17 protein-coding genes are annotated in these 20706 nt (G+C 68.1%); 7 read left to right on the top strand and 10 right to left on the bottom strand.

The annotated features are described in order from the left end of the window. From yidC to ABT009_RS09685, 6 genes are all read left to right on the top strand, one after another. On the top strand, positions 1-1293 hold the full coding sequence (yidC, locus tag ABT009_RS09710) for a membrane protein insertase YidC (RefSeq protein ID WP_351291444.1): 1293 nt from the start codon (positions 1-3) through the stop codon (positions 1291-1293). Positions 1294-1305: 12 nt separating this feature from the next. Further along, positions 1306-1818 carry a Jag family protein gene (locus ABT009_RS09705; protein WP_351291442.1) on the top strand — a complete coding sequence of 171 codons (513 nt, stop codon included), beginning with the start codon at positions 1306-1308 and terminating at the stop codon, positions 1816-1818. Positions 1819-1924: 106 nt separating this feature from the next. Further along, complete coding sequence (gene rsmG, locus ABT009_RS09700) at positions 1925-2641, top strand: 16S rRNA (guanine(527)-N(7))-methyltransferase RsmG (RefSeq protein WP_351291440.1); 717 nt, start codon at positions 1925-1927, stop codon at positions 2639-2641. Positions 2642-2907: 266 nt separating this feature from the next. Continuing rightward, positions 2908-3984, top strand: a complete 1077-nt coding sequence (locus ABT009_RS09695; RefSeq protein ID WP_351292157.1) for a ParA family protein — start codon at positions 2908-2910, stop codon at positions 3982-3984. After that, entirely contained in the window at positions 3981-5075 is a 1095-nt protein-coding gene (locus ABT009_RS09690; RefSeq protein WP_351291437.1) for a ParB/RepB/Spo0J family partition protein, read from the top strand. The genes ABT009_RS09695 and ABT009_RS09690 overlap by 4 nt, the downstream gene beginning before the upstream one ends. A gap of 344 nt (positions 5076-5419) precedes the next feature. Then, positions 5420-6037, top strand: a complete 618-nt coding sequence (locus ABT009_RS09685; RefSeq protein WP_351291435.1) for a GNAT family N-acetyltransferase — start codon at positions 5420-5422, stop codon at positions 6035-6037. A 76-nt stretch (positions 6038-6113) separates the two neighbouring features. Here the strand turns inward: ABT009_RS09685 and trxA are convergent, their stop codons facing one another. The 7 genes from trxA to ABT009_RS09650 all read right to left on the bottom strand — a co-directional run bounded on the left by trxA (position 6114) and on the right by ABT009_RS09650 (position 15709). After that, positions 6114-6446, bottom strand: coding sequence for a thioredoxin (trxA, locus tag ABT009_RS09680; protein ID WP_067281759.1), 333 nt, complete (start codon positions 6444-6446; stop codon positions 6114-6116). A gap of 40 nt (positions 6447-6486) precedes the next feature. After that, entirely contained in the window at positions 6487-7446 is a 960-nt protein-coding gene (gene trxB, locus ABT009_RS09675; RefSeq protein WP_351291433.1) for a thioredoxin-disulfide reductase, read from the bottom strand. 163 nt (positions 7447-7609) lie between these two features. Further along, the gene (locus ABT009_RS09670; RefSeq protein WP_351291431.1) at positions 7610-8518 is read right to left on the bottom strand and encodes an anti-sigma factor family protein; all 909 of its coding nucleotides are present in this window, start codon (positions 8516-8518) and stop codon (positions 7610-7612) included. Next, positions 8515-9219, bottom strand: coding sequence for an RNA polymerase sigma factor SigM (sigM, locus tag ABT009_RS09665; protein ID WP_351291429.1), 705 nt, complete (start codon positions 9217-9219; stop codon positions 8515-8517). The genes ABT009_RS09670 and sigM overlap by 4 nt, the downstream gene beginning before the upstream one ends. A gap of 24 nt (positions 9220-9243) precedes the next feature. Further along, positions 9244-10974: a protein kinase family protein gene (locus ABT009_RS09660; protein ID WP_351291427.1), complete on the bottom strand. Its 1731-nt coding sequence runs from the start codon at positions 10972-10974 to the stop codon at positions 9244-9246. Between the two features lie 119 nt (positions 10975-11093). Further along, positions 11094-13325 carry a murein biosynthesis integral membrane protein MurJ gene (gene murJ, locus ABT009_RS09655; RefSeq protein WP_351291425.1) on the bottom strand — a complete coding sequence of 744 codons (2232 nt, stop codon included), beginning with the start codon at positions 13323-13325 and terminating at the stop codon, positions 11094-11096. Positions 13326-13372: 47 nt separating this feature from the next. Next, complete coding sequence (locus tag ABT009_RS09650) at positions 13373-15709, bottom strand: DUF6049 family protein (protein WP_351292155.1); 2337 nt, start codon at positions 15707-15709, stop codon at positions 13373-13375. Between the two features lie 224 nt (positions 15710-15933). Between ABT009_RS09650 and ABT009_RS09645 the strand changes: the two genes are divergently transcribed. Beyond that, positions 15934-17406, top strand: coding sequence for a CCA tRNA nucleotidyltransferase (locus tag ABT009_RS09645; protein ID WP_351291423.1), 1473 nt, complete (start codon positions 15934-15936; stop codon positions 17404-17406). Between the two features lie 142 nt (positions 17407-17548). Here ABT009_RS09645 and ABT009_RS09640 read toward each other — a convergent pair whose 3' ends face one another. The 3 genes from ABT009_RS09640 to ABT009_RS09630 form a co-directional block, all read right to left on the bottom strand. After that, positions 17549-18055: an LppU/SCO3897 family protein gene (locus ABT009_RS09640; protein ID WP_351291421.1), complete on the bottom strand. Its 507-nt coding sequence runs from the start codon at positions 18053-18055 to the stop codon at positions 17549-17551. A 137-nt stretch (positions 18056-18192) separates the two neighbouring features. Continuing rightward, entirely contained in the window at positions 18193-19491 is a 1299-nt protein-coding gene (locus tag ABT009_RS09635; RefSeq protein ID WP_351291419.1) for an MFS transporter, read from the bottom strand. Between the two features lie 116 nt (positions 19492-19607). Further along, entirely contained in the window at positions 19608-20690 is a 1083-nt protein-coding gene (locus ABT009_RS09630) for an inositol-3-phosphate synthase (protein WP_351291417.1), read from the bottom strand. Positions 20691-20706 lie beyond the last annotated feature (16 nt).

Here is a 20706-nt window from a genome sequence, read left to right as displayed (position 1 = left end):
GTGGACACGATTGCCAGTCTGTTCAGCTTTATCACGACACCCGTTTCGTGGGTCATCGTCCAGTTCCACTCGGTGTACGGGAAGCTCTTCGGTCCCGACACGGGCTGGGCCTGGGGCCTGTCCATCGTGTCCCTCGTGATCCTGATCCGTATCTGCCTGATCCCGCTCTTCGTGAAGCAGATCAAGGCGACTCGGGCCATGCAGACGCTGCAGCCCGAGATGAAGAAGATCCAGGAGCGCTACAAGAACGACAAGCAGCGCCAGTCCGAAGAGATGATGAAGCTGTACAAGGAGACGGGTACCAACCCGCTCTCCTCGTGCCTTCCCATCCTGGCGCAGTCCCCGTTCTTCTTCGCCCTGTACCACGTGCTCAACGGCATCGCGACGGGCAAGACGATCGGTGTCATCGACGATCAGCTGCTGGCCAGTGCCCGTCAGGCGCACATTTTCGGTGCCCCGCTCGCTGCGAAGTTCACGGACAACGCTGACAAGGTCGCCCAGCTCGGCGCCTCGCTGACCGACGTCCGGGTCGTCACCGCGATCATGATCGTCCTGATGTCGGCGTCGCAGTTCTACACGCAGCGCCAGCTGATGACGAAGAACGTCGACACGACGGTGAAGACGCCGTTCATGCAGCAGCAGAAGATGTTGATGTACGTCTTCCCCATCATGTTCGCCGTCTTCGGTATCAACTTCCCGGTCGGTGTCCTCGTCTACTGGCTGACCACGAACGTGTGGACCATGGGCCAGCAGATGTACGTCATTCACAACAACCCGACCCCGGGTTCCAAGGCCCAGGCCGCCTACCTGGAGCGCCTGACCAAGCACGTCACGAACCACGGCAAGGTCCGCCGGCGCAGCGAGAGGACCATCGTCAAGGCGATCGTCGCCAAGGGCCGCGACCGCAACGAGTACGAGCGGAAGTTCATCAACGGCCTGAACAAGGCAGGCCTTGCCGCCCAGGCCGACGGCACCGTGATGGTGAGCGAGACCACGGTGGCCGCCGAGTCGGGCGACGGGGCTCCTTCTGCCGGTGCTGCCGGCGCCGCTCCCAAGCGTCAGCAGCCCAAGCGCCAGTCCAAGGCGCAGCGCCAGGCCGCCGCGTCCCAGGCGGCCCCCAAGACGGCGGATGAGGCCGCCCCCAAGGCGTCGCTGGAGAAGAAGGACGAGCCTCAGGACGCCGCTCCCCAGGACAAGCCGGCGGGCAGCCAGTCCGGCGCCGGTACCGCACGCCAAGCCAAGTCCGGACAGCGCAGGGGCCAGCAGCGCCCCAAGCACCCGTCCAAGAAGTAAGGAGTCCATCCCGTGACGGAAGGCACCACCTCCGCCGCTCCTGAGGGTGGCGACACCCTGACCCGCCTTGAGCAGGAGGGTGAGATCGCGGCGGACTACCTCGAGGGTCTGCTGGACATCGCCGACCTCGACGGTGACATCGACATGGACGTCGAGGCCGACCGTGCCGCTGTCTCGATCGTCAGCGACACGGGCAGCCGTGACCTGCAGAAGCTGGTCGGCCGCGACGGCGAGGTGCTCGAGGCTCTGCAGGAGCTGACCCGCCTCGCGGTGCACCGCGAGACCGGCGACCGCAGCCGGCTGATGCTGGACATCGCCGGCTACCGCGCGAAGAAGCGCGAGGAGCTCTCCGAGCTGGGCGCCAAGGCCGCGGCCGAGGTCAAGAGCAACGGCGAAGCGGTGAAGCTCCGGCCGATGACCCCCTTCGAGCGCAAGGTCGTGCACGATGCGGTCAAGGCCGCCGGCCTGCGCAGCGAGTCCGAGGGCGAGGAGCCTCAGCGCTTCGTCGTCGTACTCCCTGCCTGATCGGCACCCTGTTGTCCCGGCCCCGTCTGTTCGCAGGCGGGGCCGGTCTTTGTCAGCCTGATAGTCAGCACCCATTGCGGCAGTGCGGTACGGAAGGACGGTCCCCGTGACGGAGGCAGCGGAGCTCCCCCCGGCGCCGGAGCAGGCCCGGGCGGTATTCGGCGATCGCTTCGCGGACGCTGTGCGATACGCGGAGTTGCTGGCCGATACGGGAGTGCAGCGCGGTCTCATCGGCCCTCGCGAGGTCCCGCGGCTGTGGGAACGGCACCTGCTGAACTGCGCCGTGCTGTCCGAGGTCGTGCCCGAGGGGGTGACGGTCTGCGACGTGGGTTCCGGCGCAGGGCTTCCCGGTATCCCGCTGGCCCTCGTCCGGCCGGACCTGAAGATCACGCTTCTCGAGCCGCTGCTGCGGCGCACGAACTTCCTCACCGAAGTGGTCGAGCTGCTCGGCCTCGACCATGTGACGGTCGTGCGCGGCCGCGCCGAGGAGGTCCTCGGTAAGCTGCCGCCCGTCCATGTGGTCACGGCACGGGCCGTTGCCCCGCTGGACCGGCTGGCGGCTTGGGGTGTTCCGCTGCTGCGTCCGTACGGAGAGATGCTCGCCCTCAAGGGCGACACCGCCGAGGAAGAGGTCAAGAGCGCAGGGGCGGCCCTGAGCAAACTCGGTGCGGTCGATGTCTCGGTCCTGCACGTAGGGGACGGAGTGGTGGATCCGCCCTCCACGGTGGTGCGCGTCGAGGTCGGGGAGAGCCCGGGTGGCGTACGGTTCGCCGCCAAGCGGGCCAAGGCTGCGCGGACCGGGCGGTCTCGGCGCCGTCGCTGATCCGTCCTGACGACTGGCCGGTACTCCACACAAGCTGCCAAACCGGCGTAAGTCGGAGTGTCGTGCAAGCCATGCCCGGGTCGCTAGGCATCGTGTTTCACGTGAAACGTCGCTCACTTTTGCATGGCATCATCAGTCGCGGCCGCGCTGCTGCCGAACCGCGCGACCGTCGGCCTCTCGGGTCCCTCGGAAGTGGCGCGGAGTTTTCCACAGAGGTGGAATCCTCCACAGAAGACCGGGCCTCGCTGGTTCACGACCCCGAAAGCATGGGAGGCTCTGTTCATTGCGAGCCTGTAGTCGAGGAGAGTGAATCGTTGCGGTCCGACGCCAACATCGCAGGGCCGATGACCGACCCGGTCCCCGGTCCCCGTACCGAGTCCACGGGGGAGGATGTTTCACGTGAAACACCGCCCCCGATGGACGACACCCCGATCGGTCGTGCTGCCCAACTAGCGGTGGAGGCCCTGGGCCGCGCCGGCGAGGGCCTGCCGCGGCCCGCGGAAACCCGGGTCATGGTGGTCGCCAACCAGAAGGGTGGTGTGGGCAAGACCACGACGACGGTGAACCTTGCCGCCTCGCTTGCCCTGCATGGCGGACGCGTCCTGGTGATCGACCTGGACCCCCAGGGCAACGCATCGACTGCTCTCGGCATCGACCATCACGCCGAAGTCCCGTCCATCTATGACGTGTTGGTCGAGAGCAAGCCGCTCTCCGAAGTCGTCCAGCCGGTGCCCGATGTCGAGGGCCTCTTCTGTGCGCCCGCCACGATCGATCTCGCCGGTGCGGAGATCGAGTTGGTGTCGCTGGTGGCACGGGAGAGCCGCCTGCAGAGGGCGATCCAGGCGTATGAGCAGCCGCTGGACTACATCCTCATCGACTGCCCGCCGTCTCTGGGTCTGCTGACGGTCAATGCCCTCGTGGCCGGTGCCGAGGTGCTGATCCCGATCCAGTGCGAGTACTACGCGCTGGAGGGGCTTGGCCAGCTTCTGCGCAATGTCGACCTGGTGCGCGGACACCTCAACCCTGCCCTGCATGTTTCGACGATCCTCCTCACCATGTACGACGGCCGGACCCGACTGGCTTCTCAGGTGGCGGAAGAGGTGCGCAATCACTTCGGTGACGAGGTTCTTCGCACGAGCATCCCGCGCTCCGTGCGTATCTCCGAGGCGCCGAGCTATGGGCAGACAGTGCTGACATACGATCCAGGGTCGAGCGGTGCTCTCTCGTACCTGGAGGCGGCGCGGGAGATCGCGCTGCGCGGGGTGGGCATTCACTACGACGCACAGCATGCCCACCTGGGCGCTCAGAATGATCAGCAGAATATGGCGGAGGGGATCCAGTGAGTGAGCGACGAAGGGGTCTGGGGCGTGGCCTCGGCGCCCTGATCCCAGCGGCCCCGACAGGCGAGAAGCCGCTGCCCCCGGCAGCGAACGGAGCACCGGCTGCATCCTCCACCGTTCCTGTCCTGACCGCGGAACGGGGAGTGGCGGCCGCGAAGATGGCCACCCTGTCCCAGGGCTCTGTTTCACATGAAACAACGGAGCCGTCGAATGCTCCGGTGGAACCCCCGCAGAGCCCGGCCGGAGCTCACTTCGCCGAACTGCCCCTCGACGCGATCACGCCCAACCCGCGGCAGCCGCGCGAGGTCTTTGACGAGGACGCCCTGGCTGAGCTCGTCACCTCGATCAAGGAGGTCGGGCTTCTCCAGCCTGTCGTCGTACGACAGCTGGCGCCCTCCCGCTACGAGCTCATCATGGGCGAGCGGCGCTGGCGCGCCTGCCGTGAGGCCGGGCTGGACGCCATCCCGGCGATTGTGCGGGCGACGGAGGACGAGAAGCTCCTCCTGGATGCGCTGCTGGAGAACCTGCACCGCGCTCAGCTGAACCCGTTGGAAGAGGCTGCCGCCTACGACCAGCTGCTCAAGGACTTCAACTGCACGCATGATCAGCTGGCGGACCGGATCGGCCGGTCACGTCCGCAGGTCTCCAACACGCTCCGGCTGCTGAAGCTCTCGCCGGCCGTACAGCGCAGGGTCGCCGCCGGGGTGCTCTCCGCGGGACATGCGCGTGCACTCCTGTCCGTGGAGGACTCGGAGGAGCAGGACAGGCTGGCGCACCGGATCGTGGCCGAGGGGCTCTCGGTGCGGGCAGTCGAGGAGATCGTGACCCTGATGGGACCGAAGAGCACGGCGAGGTCCAAAGGGCCGCGCGCCGGAAGCCGTGTCTCCCCCGCGCTGAGCGACCTCGCCACCCGTCTCTCGGACCGCTTCGAGACGAGGGTGAAGGTGGACCTGGGCCAGAAGAAGGGCAAGATCGTCGTCGAGTTCGCGTCGATGGACGACCTGGAGCGCATTCTTGGAACGCTCGCCCCGGGTGAGGGACCGGTTCTGCAGCACGGCCTCACGGAGGACGCCTCCGAGGACACGGAAGGCTGAGCGCTTTCCACGAAGGCTGAGGGGCTGTCGAGCACCGCAGACGATCTGCCGAGCAGAAAGAGCGGGCCCTGTCCGGTCTGTACCGGAACACGGCCTGCTCTTTGCTTTCAGACGGTATCGATGCAATCGCTGCGCGGATACGATGCGAACGGGTTTGGCGCATCCATCTGGCGGCACCTTATTGGGGAGGCGGGGGCCATGCGATCGGTGAGCCGCACCGGGCTGGTGACGACAGGCCTCGGGCTGGGGGCCGTCGGCGGGTTCGTCGGCAGTCTGCTCAGGGAACGGAGCGCTCTGACAGCCGCCCGTGATGCGGCGGGCGAAGGAAGTGAGGAACTGCCTTCATGGGGCGTCGGCTCGTACCGCTCACGCTGGACAACCTTCCGGATCTCCCCAAGCGTTGTCGCTCGTGTGTCTTCTGGGAGCTGGATCCGGTCAGTGGGCAAGCAGCGCTGAAAGCGGGGACGCAGGAGCTGGAGAAGGAAGCCTGGATCTCCGCCGTCCTCCTGGAGTGGGGCTCCTGCGGACGAGTCGTTTACGTCGATGACGTTCCTGTGGGCTTCGTCCTGTACGCGCCCCCGGCCTATGTGCCCCGAGCCATGGCCTTCCCGACAAGCCCCGTCTCACCGGACGCCGTCCAGTTGATGACCGCTTTCATCATCCCTGGTTATCAGGACCAGGGTCTGGGCCGCGTCATGGTCCAGACAGTGGCCAAGGATCTGTTGCGTCGGGGATTCAAGGCGATCGAGGCATTCGGGCACGCCCAGTGGAAGGAGCCCGCCTGTGTGCTGCCGGCGGACCATCTGCTCGCGGTGGGCTTCAAGACGGTCCGGCCGCATCCCACGTATCCAAGGATGAGGCTTGAGCTGCGTACGACGCTGTCGTGGAAGGAAGACGTCGAGATGGCCCTGGACCGGCTGCTCGGAGCCGTCCAGAAGGAGCCCGCGCTGCGGCCCCTGTGAAGCCACCAGAGAAACACGGATGGGCCAGCCCCACAGGGCTGGCCCATCCGTGTTTCACGTGAAACAGCGCCGCCGCTTACTCGGCGATGAAGTCCTCGAGGTCGCGCACGATCGCGGCCTTCGGCTTTGCACCGACGATGGTCTTCGCCACCTCGCCGCCCTGGTAGACGTTCAGGGTCGGGATGGACATCACGCCGTACTTCGCGGCGGTGTTGGGGTTCTCGTCGATGTTGAGCTTCACGACCTCGATCTTGTCGCCGTACTCAGCCGCAATCGCCTCGAGGGACGGCGCGATCTGGCGGCACGGACCGCACCAGGCGGCCCAGAAGTCCACCAGAACGGGCTTGTCGCTCTTGAGCACGTCCTGCTCGAAGGAATCGTCGGTCACATTCTTCAGAGTGCCGGCCACGGCGGGCTCCTTAATCGTTGTGCGGTGGGGCGGGTGAGGGTCAGACGGTGGCAGCAGCGGTCTCGCTGTCCGAGAGGGCAGCGAGGTAGCGCTCGGCGTCGAGGGCCGCGGAGCACCCGGTGCCGGCGGCGGTGATCGCCTGTCGGTAGGTGTGGTCGACGACGTCGCCGCCGGCGAAGACGCCGGTGATGTTCGTCCGGGTCGAGGGCGCGTCGACCTTCAGATATCCCTCGTCGTCGAGGTCGAGCTGGCCCTTGAAGAGCTCGGTGCGCGGGTCGTGGCCGATCGCGATGAACAGACCCGTCACGGGCAGCTCGGAGATCTCGCCGGTTTTGACGTTGCGCAGCGTCAGGCTCGAGAGCTTCTGGTCGCCGTGGATCTCGGCCACCTCGCTGTCCCACACGAACTTGATCTTCGGGTCGGCGAAGGCGCGCTCCTGCATCGCCTTCGAGGCCCGGAGGCTGTCGCGGCGGTGGACGATCGTCACCGACTTGGCGAAGCGAGAGAGGAAGGTCGCCTCCTCCATGGCGGTGTCGCCGCCGCCGATCACGGCGATGTCCTGGTCCTTGAAGAAGAAGCCGTCACACGTGGCGCACCAGGAGACACCACGTCCCGAGAGCGCGTCCTCGTTCGGTAGGCCGAGCTTGCGGTGCTGGGAGCCGGTGGTGACGATCACAGCCTTGGCCTGGTGCACGGTGCCCGACGTGTCCGTGACGGTCTTGATGTCACCACTGAGGTCCACGGTGACGACATCGTCCGGAACCAGCTCGGCGCCGAAGCGCTCGGCCTGGGCGCGCATGTTGTCCATGAGCTCGGGGCCCATGATGCCGTCCTGGAAGCCGGGGAAGTTCTCCACCTCGGTAGTGTTCATCAGTGCGCCACCCGCGGTGACGGCGCCCTCGAACACCAGCGGCTTCAGCGACGCGCGCGCGGTGTAGAGCGCCGCCGTGTAGCCGGCGGGCCCGGAGCCGATGATGATCACGTTACGGACGTCGCTCACGGCTTGATTCCTCGTCTCTGGGGACTGCTTCGCTACTGCCGGTGGAGCCCGTTTCCGGGCTCTCACCCCACCCAACGGATCCTACGGGGCGCGCATTCCCTACGTGTCCGAGCACACGGGGATGTGCTGTGGCGCGACGGATCCGGCGTTCCGCGGTAGGCGGTCAGGGGTGGGCGTACGAGCGGGTGAGCAGGACCTTGCCCTCCGAGTCCGGCGACTTCTCGCAGGAAGCGTCGACCACGTAGGCAGAGACCTTTGTGGGATCGGACTCATGCGGCAGCACGACGAGATAGGAGTCCTTGCCCTCGTAGGTGCCCTCCTCGACACCGAGGGCCTCGTCGCTGCGGCCGATCCCTGCCCGGACGCAGCCGGGCACCGGGACCGAGGACTTCAGCATGGGCTCGTTTGGCTTCGAGGTCTCTGGACCGGTCTCAGCATTGAACGAGGGCTCGGAGCTGCCAGAGGGTGATTCCGGGGCCGAGCCCTTGCCGAGGAGGTCCGCCACCTGCTCCTCCAGCGTCGCTGTGGAGAAGGTCTGCTCGCTGGCAGCGCGTTCCTTCGTCGCCTGCGGGGGCTCGTCCGACGGGGTGCCGTTGAGCGACTGCACCAGCAGGGTGCCCAGTCCCATTGCGGCTGCCGTGAGGACGGCACCGAGCACCAGAGTCCTGCGACGGCGAGGACGCACCTGGTTCTGTCGCCCAGGGCCGGTGGCCCCACGGGGACGTCCCGCCGGCCGGTCCGCCGGACTGTCAGGTTCGTCCGCACGCGATGTTTCACGTGAAACATGGACGACGGTCTCTGTCGTCGCGGGCGCCGTGGCGTCGAGCAGCGCTTCCGCGGCCAGCGCGGCGTCGATACGTCCGGCGACATCGGCGGGCATCCGCGCCGGGCCGGGCAGGGTGCCGAGCAGGCCCCGGATCTCCTCAAGGGAGTCGTACACCTCGGCGCAGAGCGCGCAGCCCTCCAGATGCCGCCGTACATCGCCAGTGCGGGCCGGAGAGAGGAGACCCTCGGCCAGGTCGGAGATCTCGGTGACGTCCGGATGCCCGGCCGTGCCGGTCGTGGAACTCACGCGTGTCCACCTCCGCCCTTCACTGCATCTGGGTCTTTCGGCTCTGCTGCTGGTGGGACGGATGTCTCCTGCGTCCGGTTCCTTTCCGCACCCGGCTTCTTGCTCTGACTCCCGCTCCCACCGCTGCTCTCTGCCCGCAGATGCGTGAGCAGCGGGAGCAGTCTGGCTCTGCCGCGTGCGCAGCGGCTCTTCACCGTTCCGGTGGGGACGTCGAGAATTCGGGCGGCCTCGGCGACGGGATAGCCCTGCATATCTACGAGGACCAGAGCTGCACGCTGATCTGCGGGCAGGGTGTGCAGCGCCTCCAGAAGCTGGCGATGGAGGTCGTTGCGCTCGACGGGCGCGGCCGCTGACTCGTGTGGCTCGAGGAGCTGCTCCAGCCGTTCGGTTTCGTTGACGGGAGACGTCTTGCGGGAGGCGGCCTTGCGTACGCGGTCCAGGCAGGCATTCACCGTGATCCGGTGCAGCCACGTGGTGACGGCGGACTGTCCGCGGAAGGTGTGAGCGGACCGGTAGGCGGAGACCAGCGCGTCCTGGACCGCGTCGGCGGCCTCCTCACGGTCCCCGAGCGTGCGCAGCGCGACCGCCCACAGGCGGTCGCGGTGGCGCCGTACGAGCTCGCCGAAAGCGTCCTTGTCCCCCGCTACGTGGCGGGCCAGGAGGTCCTGGTCGCTCAAGGCGCCATATGCGGCGTCGTTCACGGTCGGCCTCCCCCCAGGCGTCCGTCAGCCCTTGAACTTCACGTCCGTGATGGCCTGCTTGTATCCCGCGCTGCTGTATCCGTCGGCGGGCGCCATGGGCACGTCCGTGAGCCACAGCAGCACGTACCGAGTCTTCACCGGCTTCTTGGCTTTCACCGACGCAGTGGTGCCGTTCGTCGTAATGGACCCGATCTCCTTCATCCCGCTGACCAGTGTCGAAGGAGACAGGGCGTCCGTGGCGTACAGGTGGACCGTTGTGTGGTCGCCGCTGTACCGGAGCCCTATGGATGCAGCCGACACCTCCTGGGCCGAGCCCAGGTCGTAGGCGATGCCGACACCCGGTTTGTACGGCGCCAGCTCCGGCCCGTCGTCGTAGCGCTTGGTGCGCCAGTACGTGGAGCTGTCACCGTCATACGTCTTGGCCACGTCCTCGGGCGCCTGGGCAGAGCCCTCGGCCACGTACTCCTGCGCACCCTGAATGGTGATCGTCTTCAGCGCCGTCTTCTGCGAGCCCTTGTCGCCGTCGCTGTCGCCGGTCGTCTGGGATGGCGGGGGCTCCTTGGACTTCCCCTGGTCCATCAGGGCGTCCGCGAGCTGCCAGCTGCCGAGACCGAGCGCGGCGATGAGCAAGGCGGACACGGCCCACTTGAGGGCCTTGCCGGTACGGCTCTGCAGCGGGGGCGGGGGTGTCGGCACCGGCGCGGTGGCCCCGGGAACGGCCTGGGCCCGGGCGTACGTGCCCTGCTGGTACGTCGTGCGCTGGTACTCGGGCGGGGCGGTGAACGCCGGCTCCGGCGGGCGGATGCGAGGCATCTCGCCGATCGCCTTCACCAGCTCCTCCGGTGTGGTGCACGGAGGCTCCTGGCGCGAAGCCGTCGCGCCGTCGTTGACCAGGGCGCGCATCGCAAGCTCCGAGAGACCTCGGTGTACGCCTGCCCGCACCTGGTCGGGGGCGATCAGCCCGACGTCCTTCGGCAGCCCGGAGAGCCCGAACGCGTCGTCCTCGTACGGCCAGCGCTGAGTCAGGGCCGCGTACAGCAGTGCGCCGATGGCCTCGGTGTCGGTGCGCTGGGGGGTGTCGGAGCTGATGCCGCGCAGCGCGGCGTTCACGGCGAGGCCGCGGATGCGCCACTGGCCGGACGAGGTGCGCAGTACGGCGCTCGGCGTCAGACGCAGATGGGCCAGGCCTTCGCGGTGCGCGGCGGCCATGGCCTGGGAGACCTGGTTGACGAGCTGGTACGCGTCGTGCACCTCAAGCGGGCCGGCGGCCAGGAGCGTCGTCAGCTCCGTGGCGTCCGGCAGCCACTCGTGCACGACATAGACGAGGTCGTTCTCCTCGACCGCGTCCAGGACCTGGACGAAGCGCGGATCGCCCAGCAGCGCGGACGAACGGGCGGCGGCCAACACCGAGCGGGCCCGCGGATGATCGGCAGGCAGCAGATGCACGCCGACGGCACGGCGCAGCTTCTCATCCACTGCACGCCAGCTGCTGAACCCGTCCAGACGGGTGACGCACTCCTCGAGCCGGTAGCGTCTGGCGAGCTTGTGGCCGCTGTGTAGTTCCGGTGGCGAGGCCTGGACCGGGGCGGCCTTCGGGGTGGTGTCCCCGCGCGCCTCGTCCGCTTCATCGCCCGCTGTGTTCCGCTCCCCAGTCTCGGCCACCCCGTCGGCCGTGGCCTCGTCCGCCTTGGCGGCCAGCGGCTCGTCACCGCTGTTGTCTGCCACGTCGACGGCAGCCGTGCTCCGTTCCGCCACCGTCGTTCCTGCCTCCCCATCCATTGCGCTCTGTTCAGACGCCAAAGCCAATTGTGCCCACAGTCCGCCGCTATGCACGACACACGGTGGTCGGCGATGGTTGTGCGCGTACCCGGGGTTCAGCGCCCCAGGCGTCCGCGCACCATACCGACCATCGAGTTGAGCTCGGCGATCCGCATCCGCCTTGCGGCGACGTAGAAGACTCCAAGGAGCGCGATGCCGCCGCCGAGGAGGGCGGCCAGCGAACCTGCGACGCCCTGTCCCAGCCCCTGGGTGATTCCGTAGCAGACCGCGCCGGCGAGCAGCGCGGCGGGCAGCGAAGCCATGGCGAGACGGGCATAGGTACGGATGACATGGGAGCCGTCCAGATCGCCGCCCAGGCGCTTGCGCAGCCGACGCCAGGCGACGCCCACACCGATCGCGTACGCGAGGCCGTACGAGGCGGCCATGCCGACCACGGCCCAGCGGGACGGAAGCAGCACGAAGCAGAGCCACGATGCCCCGGCGTTGACGACGGCCACGATGACGGTGTTGTAGAAGGGGGTCCGGGTGTCCTCGTACGCGTAGAAGGCGCGCAGCACGACGTACTGCACGGAGTATGGGATCAGGCCGAGGCCGAAGGCCATCAGCATGTAGCCCATGTTCGTGGCTGCGGCGCTGCCCGAGGAGCCGAAGATCAGCGTGCACATCGGGATGCCGAGCGCGATGAAGCCGAAGGCGATGGGCACGATGGCGACGGCGGTGGTGCGCAGGCCCTGGGAGATGTCGTCGTGTACCGCGCCGGTGTCGTTGTCATGGGCCGATCGCGAGAGCCTCGGCAGCAGCGCGGCCATGAGCGAGACGGTGATGATCGCCTGCGGCAGGCCCCAGATGAGCTGAGCGTTGGCGTAGGCGGCGAAGCCGGTGCCCTTGACAGGGGAGTCCTTGCCCGCGGCGGTGGACAGCTGCGTGACGACGATTGCGCCCGCCTGGTTGGCGAGGACGAAGAGCACCGTCCACTTGGCGAGCATCGCGGCCTTGCCGAGGCCGTGGCCCTTCCAGTCGAAGCGCAGCCGCAGCCGGAACCCGGTCTCGCGCAGATACGGGATCATCGCGAGGGCCTGGACGACGAGGCCGAGGAGGACACCGACGCCGAGCAGCCGCTGGCCCTCCGGCGGGATGGTCTCGACTGCCATGTGGGAGTTCGCGGCTGTGCCGTAGACCCAGAGGAACATGCCGAGCGTCACGATGATGACGATGTTGTTGAGGACCGGGGTCCACATCATCGCGCCGAACTTGCCGCGGGCGTTGAGGATCTGCCCCATCACCACGTGGACGCCCATGAAGAAGATCGAGGGCAAGAAGTAACGGGTGAAGGTGACGGCGACCTCGTTTGCCGCAGGATCACTCGCGACCGGCACCGACAGCATGCGGACCAGGAGCGGCGCGGCGAACATCGCGAGCACGGTGAGGGCGCCGAGCGCCACCATGACGAGGGTCAGCAGGCGGTTGGCGTAGGCCTCGCCGCCGTCCTCGTCGTCCTTCATGGCCCGCACGAGCTGCGGCACGAAGACCGAATTGAGGCCGCCGCCGACGGTCAGAATGTAGATCATCGTCGGCAGCTGGTATGCGACCTGGAACGAGTCGCCGAGGAGGCCGAGGCCCAGGGCCGCGACGATCATTGCGGAGCGGATGAAACCGGTGAGCCGGGACACCATCGTGCCCGCCGCCATCACGGCGCTCGACTTCAGGAGGCCGGCCGCCCGGCCGGTCTTCTTTGCTGACGAGACGGGAGCAGGAGCCGGGGCGGGCGCGGGCACGGTGGGCGTGGTGGGCTCAGAGGACGGCCCAGCGGCCGGTGCCGAGACGGCCGTGGGCCCACCAGCGGGACGCCCGCCCGGGCCGCTCTGGTCCCGGAAGAGATGCGCGAAGGCGTCCGGCTCGTGGCTCTCTTCGGCGGCCCCGGTGACAAGGTCGTCGACGCCGACGAACTGGGTCGTACGGGCATCGTCGCCGTACGGCAGCTGCCGGCTCGGGCCCTCGGGCTCGGGCGGCGGCGTCTGCGCCCAGATACGCGGGTCGGGGGCGTACTGCGGGGCGGGCGGCTGTGCGTAGAGCGCCTGTGTCTCCTGGTAGGTGCCGGGAGGCGGCGGAGGGTGCGCGGAGCGGTCGTACAGCGCCTCCGTCACCGGGTCCTGGGCGGTGAGGTCCTGATCGCGGTACGGATCCTGGTCGTAGGCGTCCTGGAGGTACATGTCGGCGGCAGGCCCCGGCGGCACCTGGCCCCCCTCGGGAGGGCCGGGTGGCATGCCCTCGGACGATGCGGAACCGCCCGCGCCTTGGCCACGGTCACCGTCGTACGGCGCGTTCATGGTCTACCCCACCTCATCGTCCCCGGGCCCACGGGCCACGACATCGCTCAACGGTCCACTCTCTCACCCGTGCCGGACGGGTCGGTGCTTTCCGGTGCGGTGTCCGGTGTCGGGTCACTCGGCTGCCCGGGATCCCCGGACCCGCTCTCCGTGCCGGACTCCTGCTCGGAGCCGGCCTCCGGAGTGTCCGCCCGCAGGGCGGCCGCGCGCTTGCGCTGCGTGTACATCCGGAAGCCCGCGAGCACGAGCAGCAGCAGACCGCCGGCGATGACCAGCATCACGGAGGGCGGGACCTCGGTGACCTCCAGATCGAAGCGCACCTCGGGGCCGTACGGCTGCCCGTCCTCCGTATACAGCTGGGCGATCACCGGGACGGGGCCATTGGCGTTGGTCGTTGTGGTGAACTTCACCGTCTGGATGTGCCCGCCCGCTACCTTGACCGGCTGCTCCTCATAGTTGCCGTCGCCGATCTGGAGGCGCTTGGGCTTCGTCGAGGTGAGGCGCAGCCACAGACGGTCGACGCCCTGCACGAGGTTGTTCTGCACCGTCACCGGGATCGTCGCACTACGGCCCGAGAGCTTCGCCGGGGACTTGTCGATCAGCTTCACCCGCTGGGTGAGGCCCTCGAGATACGACTGCACGCCGTCCCGGAACTGCTGAGCCTCGGCCGCGCGCCCTCTCCAGGACGTCGACATCTGCCGGTCGATGGCGCGGCCGAAGGGGGTGACCACGCGGGACGAGTCGGTGAGGATCACCGTGAAGCTGTCGAGCGCGTCCTGCGTCTTCCGGATCTCCTCGAAGGCGGACTGCGGCAGTTCCTGCTTGCGCAGCGCCGACGGGTACTGCTTGGCGGAGGGGACGCGGGTCGTGGCGTTCGGGTCGGGCTTCGCCTTCACGGCCTCGGACAGATCCTGGGCCTCGGACCAGCGACTCTCACCGAGGGCGGTCAGTGCCGTGGCCATGGTCTGCGCCTGGCTCGCGGACGGCATGCGCTGCGGGGCGACGACGATGCTGCGCTGCTTCTGCGGGTCCTGCAGCGTGATCATCAGGTTCTGCGCGAGGAACTCCTGCACGGCGAGCGTGGACTTCTCCGCGTTCGTCATGTCGCCCTCGAAGGCGGTGGACAGGCGGGCGTCGGCGACCACGGCCGTGGTGCCGCCGCCGATCGGCCGCGCCGCGCTGGGCGTGTACGTCAGCCCGCCGGTCTCCTGCAGGCTGTCGCTGCGGGCGATCACCATGTCGGCGCCCGCTGAGGTGGCCACCTCGACGATGGACGGGTCGACCGCTCCCTCCACGGGCCAGGCGAAGTCCGTGCTCGGTTCCACGTGGAGCACCGTCTCCACGGTGCTGGCGGCCACGTCTGTGGCGTCCTGGAGGTGGCTCAGGGAGCCCGAGACGTTCTTGCCGTTGTGCGCGAGCGAGGCCAGGTCGGGGTCGGCGAAGGGCAGCGCGACGACCTTCTTGTCCGCCACCGCCTTCTCGAGATCGTCGAGCCACTGCTTGGCGACCGCCTGGTTCTTGCCGGCGGTGGTGCCGTCGGCTGTCCGGATCCGGTAGCTCCTGGTCATGGCGTCGACGGAGGCCAGCAGATCCGGGTCGATGACCCAGGTGATGTCCAGGTCGGCGCCGAGAGCGACCATCCGCTCCAGGCGGCCGCCCGGGGAGATCTCCTCTGCCAGGCTGTCGTCCTCGAAGACCGGCGTCTGCTGCTCGTCCGAGCCGGTCTCCGCGGTGACGTGCGTGGACGAGATCAACGGCCACAGATAGGTCGTCTTCGTCTTGGTGTCCGTCTCGCCGGGCTGCCACGGCAGGAAGGTCCGCTGCACGCCGAGCACCTGCTGCCAGGGCTGAGCCGCGGTCTGTCCCGTCAGCGCGACGGAGAGCTGGTAGACACCGTCGGCACCGAGGTCCAGGTCCTTGACGGGGACCGAGATGCTGAAGTTCTGCGGGATGCCGGGCGCCAGCTTGGCGAACTCCGTGGCGTACTTGTCGCTGATCTGGTTGCCGTCCGCTCCCGGGAGGTAGCCGGTGCGCTGTTCGGCGTTGTCGATCGCGCTACGGCTGTTCAGGAGAGGTCCCACCCGCAGGGCGACCTCGGCGGCGGTCACCGTCTGCTTACTGCTGTTGGTGACCGTGCCCGAGACGGTGAGCGTGTCGTCCTCGCCCGGGGCGGTGGGAGTGAGCGAGTTCACGGAGACATCGACGGTGCGCGAACCGGTGGCCTCGGCCACGGAGGCCTTCGTGGCGGCGTGAGAAGCAGGCGCCTGGGGCAGCTGGACGAGACCCGCCAGGAGCGGCACCGCGACGAGCATGGCCCCTGCACGCCGCAGCCAGCGGCGGGCAGGTGAGGGACTTGTCCCCGGGAAGTCTGCCACCTCGGCCACGCGCTCGTCCGTCCTCGTCATCGTCAGTGGTCGTCGGAATGTGCGTCCCCGCATGGTAACGATGTGCGCTCCGGTGAAGTGCCGCGGAGCGCTCCGCAAGATCGGACGACCGGGACCGGGCAGACTACCGGTGCTCACCGAGAGCCGCAGGCCGGGTACCTCATGTCAGTGGAGGCAAAAAGGAGTGCGCCTGCGGCCGTCCGGGGCACGTACCCTTTTCTGTTGTGCCGAACGCCAACGAAGACAACTCCAGTGCCCTGAGTCAGGTGCAGCGCCGCGCGGTCAGCGAACTGTTGCGGGTGTCACCTGTCGCAGACGATCTTGCCCGTCGGTTCCAGGAGGCCGGGTTCACTCTCGCCCTGGTCGGGGGCTCGGTCAGGGATGCACTGCTGGGCCGGCTCGGCAATGACCTGGACTTCACGACGGACGCCCGTCCCGAGGACGTACTGAAGATCGTACGGCCGTGGGCGGACGCCGTATGGGACGTCGGGATCGCCTTCGGCACGGTGGGCTGCCAGAAGAGCGCCCACGTCGGAGACACCGATCAGAACTTCCAGATCGAGGTGACGACCTACCGCTCGGAGGCCTACGACCGGACCTCACGCAAGCCCGAGGTCTCCTACGGAGACTCCATCGAGGACGATCTCGTCCGGCGCGACTTCACCGTCAACGCGATGGCCGTGGCACTGCCGCAGAAGGACTTCATCGACCCGCACGGGGGTCTGCAGGATCTCGCCGAGCGTGTGCTGCGCACCCCGAGCACACCGGAGGAGTCCTTCTCCGACGACCCGCTGCGGATCATGCGCGCGGTGCGATTTGCCGCGCAGCTCGACTTCGAGGTCGCGCCCGAGGTGGTCGCCGCGATGAAGGCGATGGCTGAGCGCATCGAGATCGTCTCGGCCGAGCGGGTAAGGGACGAACTCAACAAGCTGATCCTCTCCGCGTATCCCCGCAAGGGGCTGGCACTCCTCGTGGACACGGGTCTGGCTGATCACGTGCTGCCCGAACTCCCGGCGCTGCGACTGGAGCGTGACGAGCACCACCGGCACAAGGATGTGTACGAGCACACGCTCATCGTGCTGGAGCAGGCGATGGCGCTGGAGGAGAGCGGTCCCGACCTGACGCTCAGGCTCGCCGCCCTGCTGCACGACATCGGCAAGCCCAGGACCCGTCGCTTCGAGAAGGACGGCCGGGTCTCCTTCCACCACCACGAGGTGGTGGGCGCCAAGATGACCAAGAAGCGCATGGCCGCGCTCAAGTACTCCAACGAGCTCGTGAAGGACGTCTCGCGTCTGGTCGAGCTGCACCTGCGCTTCCACGGATACGGCACCGGTGAATGGACGGACTCCGCGGTACGGCGTTACGTACGCGACGCCGGTCCCATGCTGGACCGGCTGCACAAGTTGACCCGCTCCGACTGCACGACGCGCAACAAGCGCAAGGCGGGCGCCCTGTCGCGTGCCTACGACGGCTTGGAGGAGCGCATCGCCCAGCTGCAGGAGCAGGAGGAGCTGGACGCGATCAGGCCGGACCTCGACGGCAACCAGATCATGGAGATCCTGGGCGTCGGCCCCGGCCCGGTGGTCGGCCAGGCGTACAAGTTCCTGCTGGAGCTGCGGCTGGAGAACGGGCCGATGGAGTACGACGCGGCGGTGTCGGCACTCAAGGAGTGGTGGGCGACGCAGCCGCAGGGCTGAGGGGAAGCGGGCATGCGCTCGGGGTCATGTTTCACGTGAAACATGACCCCGAGCGTCCCGGTCCCAGCGACGCGCGGGGGGGCGGTGTTTCACGTGAAACACCGCCCCTCGCGCGATAGCAGGTCTATACGCGGAACGAGCCCTACTTGTCCTTCAGGCAGAGCAGGAAGTTGTTGCCGTCGCCGGTCTCCGTGTACGCGTACTGGAAGTCGGGGGCCTCATCCGAGCACTTCTTGTCTGCCGTCAGGCTGGTGAAAGAGCCGTCGATCTTGGCCAGCACCTTGTACTGGGCCTTGGCGTCGCTGCACTCGACGACCTCGAGGTCCGGGTTGTTGTCGTTGGTGCTGCCGCGGTGCATGCAGTCGCCCACGGCGGCCGCCTGCGCGTCGTCCCGGCTGGCCCACCAGCCGCCGGCGACCACGAGGGCGGCGACGACGAAGCCGGCGATCCGGAAGTACTGCTTGATGCTGCGACGCGGCGGCTGCGGCGCCGGAGCGGGTGCGCCGATGTACGGGCTGGGCTGCTGCGGAACCCCCGGCTGGCCCGGCGCGGCCTGCTGGGCGTAAGGGTTCCCGCCCTGGGGCTGGCCATAGGGCTGCTGCTGACCCTGAGCGAACGGGTTCTGGCCCTGGGGCGGCGGAGTGGTCACTTGGGGGTCCCCCTCGAACTAGGCGCACACTGGCGCGTAAAAGACGCCCGTGCGGGCGTCGATAAGACGCACGTAAGCTACCGGGCCCCACTGACAACTCTGAAGTCCAGAGAGGCACTGTGGCATTGATGTGACACTTACTGGCGCTCAAAGCGGGCCATAACAGCAGCAATTGCCGCGTAGATCACGGCCACGGTCACCACGAGCGGAACAGACCGTCCGTCAGGAGGCAGCATCAGAGCGGCTACTCCTGCCGCTCCGACGAACGCGACGTTGAACAGCACGTCGTACAAGGAGAAGATGCGGCCTCGGAAGCCGTCGTCGACCGAGGACTGCACAAGCGTGTCCGTGGCGATCTTCGCGCCCTGGGTCGTCAGACCCAGCACGAACGCCGCGACCATCATGGGAGCGGGAGCGAACGGCAGCGCGAGCGCGGGCTCCAGCACCGCAGCGGCACCCGCGCACGCGGTGATCCAGCCGCCCGGGCCCAACCGCCCGGCCGCATAAGGCGTCACCACGGCCGCCGCGAAGAACCCGACCCCCGAGATCAAGACAGCGAGACCCAGCAGCGCCAGCCCGTCTTGCGCCCCGCCGGAACCGCCGCCAGCCCCATCAGCCTCATTGGCCCCACCAGACGACCACGCATACCGGCACAGCATCAGCACCATGACGGTCAGCGCGCCGTAGCAGAACCGCATCAGCGTCATCGCCGCCAGGGCGCGTGCAGCCACCGGCCGTTTGACCAGATGCCGTACCCCAGCCGCCAGCCCCCGTGCTGTGCCTGCCACCGCCGGCCACAGTCGCGGCTGCACCAACTCCAGATCCGGGCCGAGCAATTCACGCGCGATCCGCAGGGATGCAAGCGCAGCGCACATGTAGAGCGCCGCCCCGGACAGCACGACCGCCGCGTCGGAGTCCGAGACCGCCAGACGCACACCGAAGGCGAGGCCACCGCCCGCGGTCGCGGCGAGCGTCCCGGCCGTGGGCGAGAGGGAGTTGGCCATCACCAGGCGGTCGGCGTCGACGACGCGCGGCAGCGCGGCCGAAAGCCCCGCCAGGACAAAGCGGTTGACGGCGGTGACGCACAGGGCGGAAGCGTAGAAGAGCCACTCCGGAACGCTGCTCACCATCAGCACGGCCGTCACAGCGGCCAGGAACGCCCGCAGCAGATTTCCGTAGAGGAAGACCTGGCGACGCTGCCAGCGGTCCAGCAGCACGCCGGCGAAGGGGCCGACGAGCGAGTACGGCAGGAGCAGCACCGCCATGGCTGAGGCGATCGCCGCCGGGGATGTCTGCTTCTCCGGCGAGAAGACGACATATGTGGCGAGCGCGACCTGGTACACGCCGTCGGCACCCTGTGACAGCAGCCGAACGGCGAGCAGTCGCCGGAAGTTCCTGAAGCGCAGGAGTACGCGCAGGTCACGCACCACAGCCATGGGCACAGCCTCACATACGTCGAGGGTCCCTGGGCCAATTGCCCGGGGACCCTCGATGGTCGTACGACGGACGAGCCTCGACGCGCAGCGCCGGTCTCGCCAGTGCTTGGTCGTGCTTAGCGCTCGACCTCGCCCTTGATGAACTTCTCGACGTTCTCGCGGGCCTGGTCGTCGAAGTACTGGACCGGCGGGGACTTCATGAAGTACGAGGACGCGGAGAGGATGGGGCCGCCGATGCCGCGGTCCTTGGCGATCTTCGCGGCGCGCAGGGCGTCGATGATGACACCCGCGGAGTTCGGGGAGTCCCACACCTCGAGCTTGTACTCGAGGTTCAGCGGGACGTCGCCGAAGGCACGGCCCTCGAGGCGGACGTACGCCCACTTGCGGTCGTCGAGCCAGGCCACGTAGTCCGACGGGCCGATGTGGACGTTCTTCTCGCCGAGGTCCCGGTCGGGGATCTGCGAGGTGACGGCCTGCGTCTTGGAGATCTTCTTCGACTCGAGGCGGTCGCGCTCGAGCATGTTCTTGAAGTCCATGTTGCCGCCGACGTTCAGCTGCATCGTGCGGTCCAGGACGACGCCCCGGTCCTCGAACAGCTTCGCCATGACGCGGTGCGTGATGGTGGCGCCGACCTGCGACTTGATGTCGTCACCGACGATCGGCACGCCCGCCTCGGTGAACTTGTCCGCCCACTCCTTGGTACCGGCGATGAAGACCGGAAGGGCGTTGACGAAGGCGACCTTGGCGTCGATGGCGCACTGGGCGTAGAACTTCGCCGCGTCCTCGGAACCGACCGGCAGGTAGCAGACGAGGACGTCGACCTGCTTGTCCTTGAGGATCTGGACGACGTCGACCGGGGCCTCGGAGGACTCCTCGATGGTCTCGCGGTAGTACTTGCCGAGGCCGTCCAGGGTGTGGCCGCGCTGGACGGTCACGCCGGAGTTCGGCACGTCGCAGATCTTGATGGTGTTGTTCTCGCTGGCGCCGATGGCGTCGGCGAGGTCCAGACCCACCTTCTTGGCGTCCACGTCGAAGGCGGCGACGAACTCGATGTCCCGCACGTGGTAATCGCCGAACTGGACGTGCATCAGACCCGGGACCTTGCTGTCCGGGTCGGCGTCCTTGTAGTACTCAACGCCCTGTACCAGCGACGCGGCGCAGTTGCCCACGCCGACGACGGCTACGCGAACCGAACCCATTCCGGTTGCTCCCTGT

The sequence above is a fragment of the Streptomyces sp. NPDC002896 genome, assembly GCF_040295225.1.
In the GTDB taxonomy this organism is placed as follows: Bacteria; Actinomycetota; Actinomycetes; order Streptomycetales; family Streptomycetaceae; genus Streptomyces.
The sequence above is the reverse complement of the archived record's forward strand: the minus strand, read 5'-3'. Positions and strand labels throughout refer to the sequence as shown.